The organism is Candidatus Thioglobus autotrophicus (assembly GCF_001293165.1).
GTDB classification, from domain to species: Bacteria; Pseudomonadota; Gammaproteobacteria; order PS1; family Pseudothioglobaceae; genus Thioglobus_A; species Thioglobus_A autotrophicus.
On sequence record NZ_CP010552.1, the window covers coordinates 1,360,412 to 1,374,770 of the forward strand.

General features: G+C 40.2%; 15 protein-coding genes. 6 read left to right on the forward strand and 9 right to left on the reverse strand.

The features are described 5' to 3' along the window. The first annotated feature begins 1 nt into the window (after position 1). Together pdxJ and acpS are read left to right on the forward strand one after the other, a co-directional pair. Positions 2–727, forward strand: coding sequence for a pyridoxine 5'-phosphate synthase (pdxJ, locus tag SP60_RS07385; protein WP_053952014.1), 726 nt, complete (start codon positions 2–4; stop codon positions 725–727). After that, entirely contained in the window at positions 724–1,146 is a 423-nt protein-coding gene (gene acpS, locus SP60_RS07390) for a holo-ACP synthase (protein WP_053952015.1), read from the forward strand. Before pdxJ ends, acpS begins: the two co-directional genes overlap by 4 nt. Here acpS and SP60_RS07395 read toward each other — a convergent pair. The 4 genes from SP60_RS07395 to SP60_RS07410 all read right to left on the reverse strand — a co-directional run bounded on the left by SP60_RS07395 (position 1,143) and on the right by SP60_RS07410 (position 3,154). Beyond that, a complete protein-coding gene (locus SP60_RS07395; protein ID WP_053952016.1) occupies positions 1,143–1,448 on the reverse strand; it encodes a hypothetical protein in 306 nt (101 codons plus the stop codon). The genes acpS and SP60_RS07395 overlap by 4 nt on opposite strands. A 75-nt stretch (positions 1,449–1,523) precedes the next feature. Continuing rightward, the gene (gene ubiG / locus SP60_RS07400; RefSeq protein ID WP_053952017.1) at positions 1,524–2,222 is read right to left on the reverse strand and encodes a bifunctional 2-polyprenyl-6-hydroxyphenol methylase/3-demethylubiquinol 3-O-methyltransferase UbiG; all 699 of its coding nucleotides are present in this window, start codon (positions 2,220–2,222) and stop codon (positions 1,524–1,526) included. Beyond that, a complete protein-coding gene (locus SP60_RS07405; protein ID WP_053952018.1) occupies positions 2,219–2,668 on the reverse strand; it encodes a peroxiredoxin in 450 nt (149 codons plus the stop codon). Before SP60_RS07405 ends, ubiG begins: the two co-directional genes overlap by 4 nt. 36 nt (positions 2,669–2,704) lie before the next feature. Further along, on the reverse strand, positions 2,705–3,154 hold the full coding sequence (locus tag SP60_RS07410) for a peroxiredoxin (RefSeq protein ID WP_053952019.1): 450 nt from the start codon (positions 3,152–3,154) through the stop codon (positions 2,705–2,707). Positions 3,155–3,198: 44 nt separating this feature from the next. Between SP60_RS07410 and lepA the strand changes: the two genes are divergently transcribed. Continuing rightward, a complete protein-coding gene (gene lepA / locus SP60_RS07415) occupies positions 3,199–4,986 on the forward strand; it encodes a translation elongation factor 4 (RefSeq protein ID WP_053952020.1) in 1,788 nt (595 codons plus the stop codon). 27 nt (positions 4,987–5,013) lie between these two features. Here the strand turns inward: lepA and SP60_RS07420 are convergent, their stop codons facing one another. Beyond that, positions 5,014–5,808 (reverse strand): cytochrome C assembly family protein, encoded by a 795-nt coding sequence (locus SP60_RS07420; RefSeq protein ID WP_053952021.1) that lies wholly within the window; start codon positions 5,806–5,808, stop codon positions 5,014–5,016. A 63-nt stretch (positions 5,809–5,871) separates the two neighbouring features. Between SP60_RS07420 and ffh the strand changes: the two genes are divergently transcribed. Next, positions 5,872–7,296 (forward strand): signal recognition particle protein, encoded by a 1,425-nt coding sequence (gene ffh, locus SP60_RS07425; protein ID WP_053952022.1) that lies wholly within the window; start codon positions 5,872–5,874, stop codon positions 7,294–7,296. Between the two features lie 6 nt (positions 7,297–7,302). Continuing rightward, positions 7,303–8,301 carry a permease gene (locus SP60_RS07430; protein ID WP_053952023.1) on the forward strand — a complete coding sequence of 333 codons (999 nt, stop codon included), beginning with the start codon at positions 7,303–7,305 and terminating at the stop codon, positions 8,299–8,301. 389 nt (positions 8,302–8,690) lie between these two features. On the opposite strand, the gene hisD is transcribed toward SP60_RS07430, so the two are convergent. The 4 genes from hisD to SP60_RS07450 are packed head-to-tail and all read right to left on the reverse strand — an operon-like array spanning position 8,691 to position 12,519. After that, entirely contained in the window at positions 8,691–9,983 is a 1,293-nt protein-coding gene (gene hisD, locus SP60_RS07435; RefSeq protein ID WP_053952024.1) for a histidinol dehydrogenase, read from the reverse strand. Next, positions 9,980–10,597 (reverse strand): ATP phosphoribosyltransferase, encoded by a 618-nt coding sequence (gene hisG / locus SP60_RS07440; RefSeq protein WP_053952025.1) that lies wholly within the window; start codon positions 10,595–10,597, stop codon positions 9,980–9,982. Before hisG ends, hisD begins: the two co-directional genes overlap by 4 nt. A gap of 12 nt (positions 10,598–10,609) precedes the next feature. Further along, on the reverse strand, positions 10,610–11,869 hold the full coding sequence (gene murA / locus SP60_RS07445; protein WP_053952026.1) for a UDP-N-acetylglucosamine 1-carboxyvinyltransferase: 1,260 nt from the start codon (positions 11,867–11,869) through the stop codon (positions 10,610–10,612). After that, positions 11,869–12,519 carry an MlaC/ttg2D family ABC transporter substrate-binding protein gene (locus SP60_RS07450; protein WP_053952027.1) on the reverse strand — a complete coding sequence of 217 codons (651 nt, stop codon included), beginning with the start codon at positions 12,517–12,519 and terminating at the stop codon, positions 11,869–11,871. Before SP60_RS07450 ends, murA begins: the two co-directional genes overlap by 1 nt. A gap of 48 nt (positions 12,520–12,567) precedes the next feature. On the opposite strand from SP60_RS07450, the gene uvrC reads away from it, so the two are divergent. Next, positions 12,568–14,358: an excinuclease ABC subunit UvrC gene (gene uvrC / locus SP60_RS07455; RefSeq protein ID WP_053952028.1), complete on the forward strand. Its 1,791-nt coding sequence runs from the start codon at positions 12,568–12,570 to the stop codon at positions 14,356–14,358. The last annotated feature ends 1 nt before the right edge of the window (position 14,359 follow it).

Genomic DNA, 14,359 nt, shown 5'->3' on the forward strand with positions numbered 1-14,359 from the left:
TATGAGTATTTATTTAGGAATTAACATTGACCATATTGCCACCTTAAGGCAAGCACGTGGCACCCACTATCCGTCTCCAATTGACGGGGCGTTATTATGCGAGCAATCTGGCGCTGATAGCATCACTCTGCATTTGCGTGAAGATAGGCGTCATATTCAAGATTCTGATGTAGAAATTCTGCGTGAAAAACTCACCACTAAAATGAATTTAGAGATGGCAACGACTGATGAGATGATTGCTATTGCCAGTAGAATTAAGCCAGAAGATTGCTGTTTGGTACCTGAAAAACGTGAAGAGCTGACCACCGAAGGCGGGCTTGAAGTTGCTAGCCAAATCTCAAGAATGACAGATGTATGTGCTCAGCTGGCCGAATCCAATATCATTGTATCGCTTTTTATTGATGCACAAAAAGATCAGATTGATGCAGCTAAGATGTGTGGTGCGCCGGTGATTGAGCTGCATACTGGACACTACGCTAATACTCAAGGCGCGGAGCAGCAACAAGAATTTGAGCGAATTAAATCCATGGCAAGCTATGCGCATTCAATTGGCTTACAAGTTAATGCAGGACATGGGCTGACACGTGAAAATACCACAGCAATTGCTGAATTGCCTGAAATTGTGGAGCTAAATATTGGTCATTCTATTATTGCCAGAGCGGTGTTTGTAGGACTTGAGCAGGCAACGCGCGAAATGAAAGAGCTGATGCTTAAGGCCAGAGTGTGATTTACGGCGTAGGCACAGATATCATTAATATTGAGCGTGTTGAGCACATCTTAACCAAGAATAAAGACGGCTTTGTTAGGCGTGTATTGTCTGAACATGAGCAGTCATTGTTTGCTAATAAAGGCGATAGCGCCTCATACTGTGCTAAACGCTTTGCTGCCAAAGAAGCCTTTGCAAAAGCGCTGGGGACAGGCATTGGCAAAGTGGTTAGTTTTCAAGATTTAAGTGTTCGCAATAATGACAATGGCAAGCCGTATTTCATTCCGAGTGAGAAATTGCGCCTTTATTTGCTGAGTAAAAATATTAAACAAGCACATTTAAGCTTGTCCGATGAAAAGCTTAATGCAGTGGCATTTGTGGTATTGGAGCTGGGTGAGGAAAAAGAAGGACAACCAAAGGATTACGGTACCACTTTTTAATTAATATATTGGCCGTATCCTGCTTTTTGAGCTTCGTTTTTGGTGCCATGACAGCCAAATTTTTGCGCCGTTCGATAGCCAGAAACAGCCATCGAATTTCTCTCTAAAATACCAATGGGTGTGTTATCCATATCGAAATGTTTGAGTGATTTGTTCATTTTTCTCATACCTTTATGGGTGAGCCCGCCGCAATTTTCATTGTAATATTTAACCGCGCCAATCACCACAAGCATTTCATTGGGCGAAAGGGCGTAGCTGTTGATATGCAGGGTTAAAAAAAATAAAGCCAATAGGTTTTTCATAAATCTCAATAAACTTTAACAAATGCCTGGCTAAAGTTTACTACTTTTCTTTAAGAAAATTACAGATTTATTGTGTTATTTTGAATAGTGGCACAAGTAGTTAACGCTGACGTCATCTTCTAGCTTGTATACCTTAGTAAAAGGATTATAAGTCATGCCAATCATGCCTTTAAGGGCTAAATCAGCTTGTCTTGAATAGTCGTCCATTTCGCTAGGTTGAATAAATTTATCCCAATCGTGAGTGCCTTGAGGCAAAAGCTTAAGAACATATTCAGCGCCAATAATGGCAAATAAATAAGATTTGGCATTGCGATTAATGGTGGACAAAAATACTTGTCCACCAGGCTTAACTAACGCAGCACAAGCTTTAATAATAGAGCTTGGATCAGGTACATGCTCTAACATCTCCAAACATGTCACCACATCAAATTGACCAGCATGAGTTTTAGCCAACTCTTCTACTGGGATTTTTTGGTAATCAACTTCTAGTCCAGATTCTAATAGGTGTAGCTTGGCCACTTCAAGTCCCGCTTCAGCCATGTCAATGCCAGTTACTGTTGCACCTTCGCTTGCCATCGCCTCACTTAAAATGCCACCGCCACAGCCTACATCTAAAATCTTTTTGTTAGCTAGGGTGTTGCTACAGCGCTCTTTGATGTAGTTAAGGCGTAGTGGGTTAATGTCATGTAGTGGTTTAAATTCTGAGTTTTTATCCCACCAGCGAGAAGCAAGTGCGGCGAATTTATCAACCTCGTTAAAGTCTACATTGCTCATAGCGATTGAACCACTGCTAAAACTTCTTCAACATGACCGCCTACTGCAACCTTATCCCAAGATTTAAGGATATCACCCTCAGGGCTGATAACAAAGGTGGAGCGTACGATGCCCATTTTTTCCTCACCATTTCTAGACTTTAATTGCCAAGCGCCAAATGCTTCACATAGCGTGCCGTCTTCATCAGAGATTAGCTCAAACGGAAAGGATTGGTTTTTTTTGAATTTTTCATGGCTAACTATACTGTCTTTTGATACACCATAGATTACGCAATTCGCATCGACAAAGGCTTGGTGATTATCTCTAAAGTCTTGACCTTCAAGTGTACAGCCTGAAGTGGCATCTTTAGGATAGAAATACAGCACAATGTTGCGTTCTTTTGTATCAGGAATGCTAACGTCTAAATTACTGGTTGCTTTGCAGTTGATTGTTTGAACTTTACTCATAGCGGTTGATATTTAAATTGATAAAAGCTTATTTTATCATAGAGACTGGAGCGCTTCCAAGACCTCATTAACATGACCTTTAACCCTGACTTTATTCCAAGATTTAAGGATATCGCCCTCAGGGCTAATAATAAAGGTGGAGCGCACAATACCCATATACTCTCTACCCATGAATTTTTTCAACTGCCATACTTTGAACACCTCGCATAGTTCACCCTGTTCATCAGAGATTAGCTCAAACGGAAAGGCTTGCTTGGCTTTAAATTTCTCATGTTTTGCTAAGCTGTCTTTTGACACGCCATAAATAACCGCGTTTGCATCAATAAAGGCTTGATGGTTATCTCTAAAATCTTGGCCTTCGGTGGTACAACCTGGCGTCGCATCCTTGGGGTAGAAGTACAGAATAATATTGCATCCTTGTGGGTCAGGAATACTAACGTCTAAATTACTGGTTGCAGAGCAGGTAATGGGTTGAACTTTATTCATTGCTTGTATAATGAGCTGTTTAAAACCTTGATTTTATCACCTTCATGAAGAACATCCGTAATTTTTCAATTATTGCTCATATTGATCATGGTAAATCCACCATTGCTGATCGGTTTATCCAGTTTTGTGGCGGCTTGAGCGATCGTGAAATGTCCGCGCAAGTACTTGATTCGATGGATATTGAAAAAGAGCGGGGTATTACTATCAAATCTCAAAGTGTTACTTTGGATTATAAGGCTAACAATGGTGAAATTTATCAGCTAAATTTTATTGATACGCCTGGACATGTTGATTTTTCTTATGAGGTTTCGCGCTCACTCTCTGCTTGCGAAGGCGCACTACTGATTGTGGACGCCTCTCAAGGCGTTGAAGCACAAACTGTTGCTAATTGTTATACCGCATTAGATCAAGGCTTGGAAGTGGTTGCGGTGCTTAATAAAGTTGATCTTCCTGCTGCAGAGCCAGAGCGTGTTATTGAAGAAATTGAAGATGTGATCGGTATTGAAGCGACAGATGCAGTGTATGCAAGTGCCAAATCTGGGCTTGGTATTCAAGATATTTTGGAACAAATTGTTGAGAAAATTCCTGCCCCAGAAGGGGTTATTGATGCACCTATTAAAGCACTAATTATTGATTCTTGGTTTGATAATTACTTGGGTGTTGTCTCGTTAGTTCGGGTGATCGATGGTGAGATCAAAGCCAAAACAAAGATTAAGATTTTTTCTAATGGTGACGAACATTCAGTAGATGAGGTGGGTGTTTTTACCCCTAAACGTGTTAAAACTGACAGCTTAAAAGCTGGCGAAGTTGGGTTTCTAATTGCCAATATTAAAAATATCGATGGCGCACCAGTAGGCGATACAATTACAGGCGCTAAAAATTCAGTTTCTGAACCTTTAGAGGGATTTAAACCGGTACAGCCGCGCGTATTTGCAGGCTTGTTCCCTATTTCTGGTGAAGACTATGAGAAATTCCGTGATGCTTTAGCGAAACTGCGTCTGAATGATGCCGCACTACAATATGAGCCAGAAAGCTCAGATGCACTAGGCTTTGGCTTTCGTATTGGTTTTTTAGGTTTGTTACATATGGAGATTGTTCAAGAGCGCTTAGAGCGTGAATATGATCTAGATCTCATCACCACAGCACCAACAGTTATTTATGAAATACTAGATAGTAAGGGCAATATTCATCATGTTGATAGCCCCTCTAAAATGCCTGAAAATCAAGCGATTGCAGAATTTAGAGAACCAATTATTACCGCTAATATCTTGGTAACTGATGAATTTGTCGGTGCAGTTATCAGCCTATGTGTAGAAAAACGTGGCGTGCAAAAGAGCCTGACTTATCTGGGTAGACAAGTACAATTGGTTTATGAATTGCCTTTGAATGAAGTGGTGCTTGATTTCTTTGATCGACTTAAATCAGTTTCACGCGGCTTTGCTTCGATGGATTATCAGTTTGAACGCTATCAAGAGTCTGATCTGATCCGCCTAGATATTATGATTAACCAAGAGCCAGTAGACGCTTTAGCGCTTATTATTCATCGCGATGATTCGGTGCGTAAGGGCAGAGAAATTGCTGAGAAAATGAAAGAACTAATCCCGCGCCAAATGTTTGATGTGGCGATTCAAGCGTGTATTGGTGTCAAAATTATCTCACGTGCGAATGTTAAAGCACTTAGAAAAAATGTAACAGCTAAGTGTTATGGTGGTGATGTGTCACGTAAGCGTAAATTACTAGATAAGCAGAAAAAAGGTAAAAAGCGCATGCGCAGTGTGGGTCGTGTTGATATTCCGCAAGAGGCGTTTTTAGCCGTCCTTCATATCGATTAATCTATTTGAATCTAAGTCTTAAATAGATTAACTAAGTAAGCGTTCAATCACAAACTTAGAGCCAAAATATGCCAATACCAAAATAGCAAATCCGACTTGTGTAGCGGTAATAGCTTGCTTACCACGCCAGCCAAACAGTTTCCTGCCAAAGAAAAGTGTGGCAAAAATACCCCAGGCAATTAGAGAAAGTGTAGCTGTATGAATTAAGCGCTGAGTGAAGAAATCCTCAACAATAATAAATCCGGTAATCAGTGATAAAGTTAGAAGATAGAAGCCAATTCTTAAGCCTTGAAACATTAAGTTTTCCATGGTTTGTAGGGCTGGGAGTTTATTGATAAATGTGTTTATTTTTCTACCATGAAGATGACGCTCTTGAATTTTTAATAAGACTGACTGACAAACAGCGAGTGCAAGTAGGGCGTAGGCTGTGATTGATAAAAATACGTGTGATGCCAAAGCGAGACTCATGTGAGTTGCCTCTTTTCCGGTTGCATCTGGGAAGGCAATGCTAAAGGCCAATGTAATTGCTGCCAATGGGTAAACCAAAATACCTAGCGCATGCACCGGCTTGGAAATAGAAGATAAAAATAGCAAAATAGCAATAAGCCAAGCAACAAATGAAGCACTATTTGCCAAGCCAAATACAACACCTTCTGTCGTCCAAAAATTAGTGAAAGTCAGTGTTTGAGCGATAATGGCAAAACTAATAAGCAAAGAAGTGGTTTGCTGATGAGGGTGAGCAAGTTCATTTTTGCTAAAAAAACGCATGAGCAATAGAGCTGCAGCCAAATAAGCCGATATTGCAAAATAAGATAAAAACATAATTAACTGGTTGGATTAATACAAGGTACTATAATACGATACTTTGATTCAATAATAGTAATAATGTTTGATAATTTAACCGATCGCCTGTCCAATAGCTTTAAAGCCTTACAAGGAAAAAATAAGCTGTCCGAATCCAATATAAAAGAAGCCATTCGTGAAGTGCGCCGTGCCTTGTTAGAGGCCGATGTTGCCCTTGAAGTCATTAAGGATTTTTTAGATCGCGTTCAAGAAAAAGCACTCGGACTTAAAGTGGCAGAGGGGCTTAACCCATCTCAGGCCTTTATTAAGCTGGTTGAAACAGAACTGACTGATATTATTGGCGGTGAAAATAAAACCCTAGATCTTAAAGCGCAACCACCTGCAGTGGTGATGGTAGCGGGCCTGCAAGGTGCAGGTAAAACCACTTCAATTGCCAAATTAGCGCGTTACTTAAAAGAGCGTGAAAACAAAAAAGTCTTGGTGGTGAGTGCGGATGTTTATCGTCCAGCAGCCATTGCGCAGTTAGAGGTTTTGGCCAAACAAGTTGAGGTTGATTTTTTCCCATCAGATATCAAGCAAAAACCAGAAAAAATTGTCGCAGCAGCTAAAAAGCATGCGCAACAACAATTCTTTGATGTGCTATTGGTGGATACCGCTGGTCGTTTGCATATTGATAGCGAGATGATGGATGAGATCCAAACGCTACAGAAAAAAGTCAATCCAATTGAAACTCTCTTTGTCGTTGATTCAATGACCGGTCAAGATGCGGCTCATACCGCTAAAGCATTTGCAGATGCTTTACCCTTAACAGGTGTTATCCTAACCAAAACCGATGGTGATGCACGAGGTGGTGCAGCGCTTTCTGTGCGCCACATTACCGGCAAGCCAATTAAGTTTTTGGGTGTCGGCGAGAAAATTGACGCACTCGAGCCGTTCCATCCAGATCGTGTGGTTTCGCGCTTGCTCGGTATGGGCGATGTACTCTCTTTGGTGGAGGAAATATCGCGAAAAGTTGATCATAAAAAAGCCGAAAAATCCGTTAAAAAAATGGCCAAAGGTCAGTTTGATTTGGATGATATGCGTGAACAACTTTTGCAAATGGAGCAAATGGGTGGCATGGAGGCTTTGATGGATAAAATGCCAGGTATGGGTCAAATTCCTCAGAGTGTTAAAAATCAAATGATGGGCGGGGTAGATACCAAAAGAATGGTGGCGATTATTAACTCGATGACATCCAAGGAGCGCTCCCATATTAAGCTCATTAAAGGCTCACGTAAAAATCGCATTGCTAAGGGGTCAGGTACGTCGCCACAAGACGTTAATAAATTGTTAAAGCAGTTTGAGAAAATGCAAAAACAAATGAAAAAAATGGGTGGCGGAAAAATGCAAAAAATGATGGCAAAAATGGCTGGTGCTCAAGCTGGCGGTGAAATGCCTGCTGGCATGCCTGACTTATCTAAAATGAAACTTCCTGGCATGGGTGGTGGTAATAAGTTCCCATTCTAAGCCGATATGGGTGATTTTTTCACAATAGAAATACAGCAAAAACTAATAGAAACAGGCGAAGCATTTGTTACTTTGTTTGTTGAGTTAACGCTGTTATTTATTGCAATTAGCTATTTAGTTGCCATTATTAACCAAAATATTTCAGCTGAAAGAATTCAAAAATTATTGGGCACTCGTAACGGTAAAGGATTTTTAATCTCTGCAGGCTTAGGTGCAATCACTCCATTTTGTAGCTGTTCTACCATTCCTATGCTAATTGGCCTACTTAAAGCGCGCGCAGGTTTTGGCCCAATAATGACATTTTTGTTTACCTCACCTTTACTTAATCCCATTGTAATTATCTTATTTATCCCCGTTTTGGGTGTTCAGGTAACTATTATTTACGCTGTTTTGGCGTTAAGCATTTCGATTGCTGCCGGTGTTTTGTTGCAATACTTTAAGTTTGATCGTTTCGTGAAGCAAGAATTAATTGGAATTAGCTCATGTTGTGCAACGGAGTCGAACTGCTGTGAGCCAGCAAGTGGCTCATCTTCAGACTGTTGTTCAACAGAAGAGCAAACATCAGGCTGTTGTGGTGAGAAAAAAACTGAACCCAGTAAATATCAGCTGGCCTGGGTGGAGAGTTGGTCACTATTTAAAGTCATGATGCCGTACATGTTTATTTCCATGATTATTGGCGCTTTTGTTCACGGCTTTGTGCCAGCTGATTTCTTTACTGAGGTGGCTGGAAAAGACAATCCTGCGGCCATTCCAGTGGCAGCATTGGTAGGCATCCCTCTTTATATTCGTGTTACCGCACTCATTCCACTAATCGGCTCTTTTGTCGCTAAAGGTGTGAGTATTGGTGCAGTTATGGCGCTGGTGATTGGTAGTGGTGGTGCTAGTTTACCGGAGATGATTTTATTGAAGAAGATCTTTAAATGGCCGTTGTTATTGGCATTTTTAAGTGTTATTTTCACCATGGCCATTGTTGGTGGTTTTGTGTTTAATGCACTACTTGGATAAGTAGCTATTAAAAATATTGGAAATAATCAAAATCAAATCAAAATTTCTAACAAAAAACACTTAAAACACTTAAAACCCTTTGATTCCTTAGTTTGAAGGCAAATTGGCAGTTTTTAAAGGGCTTTTCTTTAAATTTATATGGCTAAAGTTAAGACCTATAAAAAAATGGAAAAATTTCCGAAATAATAGAAATGACTAAATTCCCACTATTTTTATTGTTAGAACGTAAGCTATTCAGGAAATAGCCAGTATTTTTTTCTTGTGTGAGGCAGATCTTGTAAAATTTGATTAAGCATAGTAAATCTATGCGATTGAAAATTTTAAAAATCTAACAAAACACTCGGTTCAGTACCCCCTTGAGGGGTAGAAGGAAAAAGACGCAGTTATTTTTATTTGATTCGGTAGCGGGCGGACTGCGCGTGAGCCTGTAGGCCTTCGCCGTCAGCCAAAGTTGCAGCAATTTCACCTAATACATTAGCACCTTCGTCAGACACCATAATCAAGCTTGATTTCTTTTGGAAGTCATAAACACCAAGAGGTGATGAGAATCTTGCTGTGCCGGAAGTTGGTAGCACATGGTTTGGACCAGCGCAATAGTCGCCAAGTGATTCGCAGGTGTGTCTGCCCATAAAGATCGCACCCGCGTGTTTAATGCCGTCTAGCATGGCTTGTGGATCTTCAACAGAGAGCTCTAAATGCTCAGGCGCAATTTGGTTTGATAGTGAGATTGCCTCATCCATGTCTTTGGTTAGAATCAATGCACCGCGATCTTTAAGTGCAGTGGCAATGATAGCTTTGCGTTTCATAGTTGGTAGTAGCTTGGTAATGCTTGCTTCAACTTGGTCGATAAAATCCGCATCTGGACAAAGTAGAATAGACTGGGCATCTTCATCGTGTTCAGCTTGAGAGAATAAATCCATTGCAATCCAGTCTGGATTGGTTTTTCCATCGCAAATAATCAGTATTTCACTCGGTCCGGCAATCATATCAATGCCTACCTGACCAAAGACAACACGCTTAGCAGTAGCCACATAGATATTACCCGGGCCGACGATTTTATCAACTTTGGGAATGGTTTGTGTGCCGTAAGCTAATGCTGCAACTGCTTGCGCGCCACCCACAGTAAAAACAGTATCTACACCTGAAATATAAGCCGCAGCAAGCACCAATTGATTGGTAACGCTGTCTGGAGTTGGCACTACCATAATAAGTTCTTCAACGCCTGCTACTTTAGCAGGAATAGCGTTCATCAATACCGAAGAAGGGTAGGCTGCCTTACCGCCCGGTACATACAAACCGACACGATCTAGCGGGGTGATTTTCTGGCCAAGCATGGTGCCGTCATCTTCGGTGTAAGTCCAAGTATCTTGTTTTTGTTTTTGATGGTATGTCTTTACCCGATCGGCAGCAGTTTTTAGAGCGGTTTTTTCTTGTTCATCGAGTGTATCGAATGCTTCTTTTAGGGTTGCTGTGTTAATTGACAGCTCGCCCATATTCTGAGCATTCATTCTATCAAATCGATTGGTGTAATCCACTAAAGCTTTATCACCAGTGTTGCGAATATTAGCAATAATGTCATCAACTGTTTGTGCAACTTCACTATTAGAAACGCTTTCCCAAGCGAGTAGTTTGCTTAAATTATCTTGAAAGTCTGAATGGCTAGAGTTAAGTTTTGTAATCATAGGTTTTTTTCAATGGCTTTAATCCACGCTTTAATAACTGTATTTTTAGTTTTAAATGAGGCGCTGTTGACTACTAAGCGTGAGCTAATATCTACAATATGGTCTAATGGGATAAGGCCGTTAGCTTTTAGGGTATTGCCGGTATCAACCAAATCCACAATGCAGTGCGACAAGCCAACCACAGGGGCAAGCTCCATCGCGCCATATAATTTGATGATTTCACAAGGCTGGCCTTTTTTCTCAAAGTATTGTTTGGCAGATTTTACGTATTTTGTTGCTACTTTTAAAACACCCGTTTGTTGATAATCTGGAGATTTAGCAGCCACCATAAGTTTGCACTTAGCAATGCCCAAATCCAACATTTCAAAAAGCCCATTAGCACCATGCTCAAGAAGCACATCTTTACCAGCAATGCCTATATCAGCAGCGCCATGTTGTACAAAAACGGGCACATCAGTGGCTCGAATAATAATGACTTTTATATCCTCAAGGTTAGTATCCAGAATTAGCTTACGAGAATTAAGCTCTTCATCAGCAATTTCTAGTCCAGCTTTTTTTAATAAGGGTAGGGTTTGCTCTAAGATTCTGCCTTTAGATAGTGCTATGGTTAACATGATATTTTTTCTCTAATCTTGTATGCGTTCAATTTGAGCGCCTAGTAATTTTAATTTCTCTTCAATGGTTTCATAGCCGCGATCAAGGTGATAAACGCGTTCAATCGTGGTTATGCCTGTGGCAGCTAAGCCGGCGAGCACCAAAGAAGCCGAAGCTCGTAAGTCAGTTGCCATCAAATTCGCGCCTGTTAGCGATTTTACACCTTTGCAAATAACCGTGTTACCTTCTAAAGTCAGCTTGGCGCCCATGCGTGATAGCTCTGGAATGTGCATAAAGCGATTTTCAAAGATGGTTTCGGTAATGGCTGACTGTCCGTCGGCAATGCTATTGAGTGCACAAAATTGCGCTTGCATATCAGTCGGGAAATTTGGATAAGCACTGGTTTTTACATTAACGGCTTTAGGGCGTTTTCCTTTCATATCGAGCGTGATTGATTGATCATCATAATCAATTGTAGCACCAGCCTCTTGTAGTTTGCTAATAATAGCCTGCATTGATTGGTGGCGAGCGTTTTTAAGTGTGATTTTTCCGCCGGTAATTGCGCCGGCGATGAGATAAGTGCCTGCTTCAATACGATCTGGACAAACACTATGGCTAGTGCCAGAGAGATTGGAAACTCCTTGAATAGTAATAACAGATGTACCAGCACCGCTAATCTTAGCACCCATGCTGATTAAGCAATTCACCAAGTCTACAATTTCAGGCTCTTGGGCGGCGTTGTGGACAGTGGTTGTGCCTTGGGCTAAAGTGGCCGCCATGAGGATATTTTCAGTGGCGGTAACACTGACTTGCTCAAAATGTATATCCGCGCCAATCAGTTGATCAGTCGTTGCATAAATATAGCCACCTTCAACCGTGATTTTCGCCCCTAGGCTTTCTAGTGCTTTTAAATGTAAGTTAACCGGTCGAGTGCCAATAGCACAACCACCAGGTAGGGATATTTTGGCCTCTTTATATTTGGCCAGCATTGGTCCGAGTGCCAAAATTGAAGCACGCATAGTTTTAACTAAATCGTACTCACCCATTAATTTGGTGAGTTTTGAGGCGTTAATATGCAAAGAGTTATCAGACTCAAGAATGAATTCTCCGCCCATATCCATAAGTAGTCTTAGCGTGGTTGAGACGTCGCTCAGATGAGGTGTATTGGTGAGTGTTAGTGGTCCATCGGCTAAAATTGAGGCAAATAAAATAGGCAGTGCGGCATTTTTAGACCCAGCAATCTTAACCGTTCCGTTAAGCGGTGTACCGCCTTTGATAACCAGTTTATACATTATTTCTGATTGAGTTTATCAAAGGTTTTTTGAATTAAACTGTCTAAGCCTTTACGTTTAATATGTGAGTTAAACTGTGCGTTATAATTTTTAACAACACTTACGCCAGCAAACACCACATCATATATTCTCCAGCGTTCATTCCTAATCATTTTTAAAGTAATTAGTGAAGGTTTGCTTTGTGCGTTGGCTTTAATTTCAAGCTTAACCAAGGCCTTATTGTCCTTTCTTAAAACTTTTTTCTGTAAGGCGATTTCGACAAAATCTATATCCTTATAGGAATGCAGCATGCCGACATAATCTTTGATTAAAGAGTGTTCAATGTAGTTAATAAACAATTGTTTTTGTGCAATATTTAATTGATCCCAGTGATCTTCAAGAGCGATTTGGGTGCTAGTCTGCATATCGATAAAAGGCAAAACCTTTATCTTAACTAGGCTTGTGGTGTTTTCTATTGAGGCTTGCTCGGATTTTTTCAGCTCTTTAAATGAAGAAAGCGCACTAAGCATAATGTTAAGAGCTGCTGCACCAGGAGGATCAAGAATTTCAATTACCTCTTTTTTATCAATGGGAATTTTAGGAGCCTCTGATTGTGCAAAAGCAAAGTTCATTTGCAGGATAGATAATATAATAAGAGCTGTTTTTATCATTATTTATAGTAAGAAATAAATTTTGTTTTTATTTTACCTTTTTCACTTATGTCTATTCAAGAAAAACTTGACAATCTAACGCAAAATTCTGGTGTTTATCAAATGCTGGATAAACAGGGTTTAGTCATTTATGTAGGCAAGGCTAAAAACCTAAAAAATCGAGTTTCTAGCTATTTTGTTAAACATCATGATAGCGGCAAGACTCGAGCACTTGTCGCTAATATTGATAGCTTTGAGGTGTTGCTAACTGAGACCGAAACCCAAGCACTATTACTTGAGGCAGAGCTGATTAAACAGCATATGCCTAGATACAATATTTTGTTAAAAGATTCAAAGAGTTACCCTTATATTGCTATTAGTAATGACAAACATCCTAGAGTGAGTTTTTTTAGAGGAAAAAAACAAGAAAAATGCCAGTATTTTGGACCATACCCCTCGGCTCATGTGGTGCGAGACTCTCTTGGGTTGCTAAAGAAGATATTTAAAGTAAGGCAATGCACTAATGCAACTTATAGATCTAGATCTAGAGCGTGTTTGGAGTATCAAATCGGTTTGTGTAGTGCGCCTTGTGTCGGGCATATTAACGATGAAAATTATCAGCAAGATGTCAAGATGATGTCTTTGTTTTTGGCAGGTAAGGGCAAGCAAACTTTAGATAAAATTTCTCAAAAAATGCAAATTGCATCAGCCAATCAAGAATTTGAGCTCGCTGCACACTTGCGTGACCAACTGATTGATTTAAGAAAAATTCAAGAGCGGCATGCTTCAAACTCTACAGCGGATATGGATGTTATTGCTGTTTATCAGCAAGATGGTGTTAATGCAATTGAGGTGTTGTTTATTCGTTCGGGTAAGCAAGTAGGGCAAGAGTTTATTTTGCCGAAAAACTCATCCCATCAAGCGGTTGAAGTGGTTCTGAGTGCTTTTTTGCCTTTGTATTATGTCGGAAAAGACACCCCGAAACAACTACTACTTAGTCATCAACTGTTAGACAAAAAAATTATTTCCACGGCGCTCAATACCCATATTATTGACGCCCCAGGCAAGAATAAAAAGCATTATTTAAACATTGCAAATTTAACCGTTAAAGAAAATCTTAATCAAAATCTTTTGGCCAGATTTAGAAAGAAATCAACCCTCGTGCATTTGCAAAGTATTTTGAATTTAAAAAAACTGCCAGAAACAATGGAGTGTTTTGATATCAGCCATATGATGGGTGAATCCACTACAGCTTCGTGTGTTGTGTTTGAAAAAGGCGTGCCGAAAGTGAGTAAGTATCGTCAATTTGACATTAAAAATATCACCCCAGGCGATGATTATGCGGCGATGAATCAAGTGATTTTTCGGCGTTATTCTAAACGTTTAAAAAACAAACAGCCATTGCCAGACTTGGTCTTTGTTGATGGTGGATTGGGTCAGCTTAATCAAGCTATTATGGTCATGGATTCTATTGGCATTGACGAGGTTCAATTGGTTGGTGTTGCTAAGGGTGAAAAACGCAAAGCTGGTTTGGAGACGCTAATCACTGTTGATCAGGGGCAAGTACATAAGATTAATCTGCCACCCCATGATCCAGCTCTTATGCTGATTAATCACATTCGCGATGAATCGCACCGTTTTGCGATTAAAAATCATCGGATAAAACGCTCTAAAAATCGTACCACTTCGCCTTTAGAATCTATTTCTGGGGTGGGTAAATTAAGGCGAGCTGCACTGCTCAATTATTTTGGCGGACTCCAAGAAATCAAACAAGCGTCTGTTGATGAAATTCAAAAAGTCCATGGTATTAATTTAGCATTAGCGACTAAAATAGTCGAAACACTCAACGCATCTAGGTAGG

What these genes read in the sequence shown, in the direction of transcription:
- ffh (WP_053952022.1), top strand. Translation starts at nt 5,872, where the DNA reads ATGTTTGATAATTTAACCGATCGCCTGTCCAATAGCTTTAAAGCCTTA.
- uvrC (WP_053952028.1), top strand. Translation starts at nt 12,568, where the DNA reads ATGTCTATTCAAGAAAAACTTGACAATCTAACGCAAAATTCTGGTGTT.
- SP60_RS07410 (WP_053952019.1), bottom strand. Translation starts at nt 3,154, where the DNA reads ATGAATAAAGTTCAACCCATTACCTGCTCTGCAACCAGTAATTTAGAC.
- pdxJ (WP_053952014.1), top strand. Translation starts at nt 2, where the DNA reads ATGAGTATTTATTTAGGAATTAACATTGACCATATTGCCACCTTAAGG.
- SP60_RS07395 (WP_053952016.1), bottom strand. Translation starts at nt 1,448, where the DNA reads ATGAAAAACCTATTGGCTTTATTTTTTTTAACCCTGCATATCAACAGC.
- SP60_RS07420 (WP_053952021.1), bottom strand. Translation starts at nt 5,808, where the DNA reads ATGTTTTTATCTTATTTTGCAATATCGGCTTATTTGGCTGCAGCTCTA.
- SP60_RS07405 (WP_053952018.1), bottom strand. Translation starts at nt 2,668, where the DNA reads ATGAGTAAAGTTCAAACAATCAACTGCAAAGCAACCAGTAATTTAGAC.
- hisG (WP_053952025.1), bottom strand. Translation starts at nt 10,597, where the DNA reads ATGTTAACCATAGCACTATCTAAAGGCAGAATCTTAGAGCAAACCCTA.
- hisD (WP_053952024.1), bottom strand. Translation starts at nt 9,983, where the DNA reads ATGATTACAAAACTTAACTCTAGCCATTCAGACTTTCAAGATAATTTA.
- SP60_RS07450 (WP_053952027.1), bottom strand. Translation starts at nt 12,519, where the DNA reads ATGATAAAAACAGCTCTTATTATATTATCTATCCTGCAAATGAACTTT.
- lepA (WP_053952020.1), top strand. Translation starts at nt 3,199, where the DNA reads ATGAAGAACATCCGTAATTTTTCAATTATTGCTCATATTGATCATGGT.
- SP60_RS07430 (WP_053952023.1), top strand. Translation starts at nt 7,303, where the DNA reads ATGGGTGATTTTTTCACAATAGAAATACAGCAAAAACTAATAGAAACA.
- ubiG (WP_053952017.1), bottom strand. Translation starts at nt 2,222, where the DNA reads ATGAGCAATGTAGACTTTAACGAGGTTGATAAATTCGCCGCACTTGCT.
- murA (WP_053952026.1), bottom strand. Translation starts at nt 11,869, where the DNA reads ATGTATAAACTGGTTATCAAAGGCGGTACACCGCTTAACGGAACGGTT.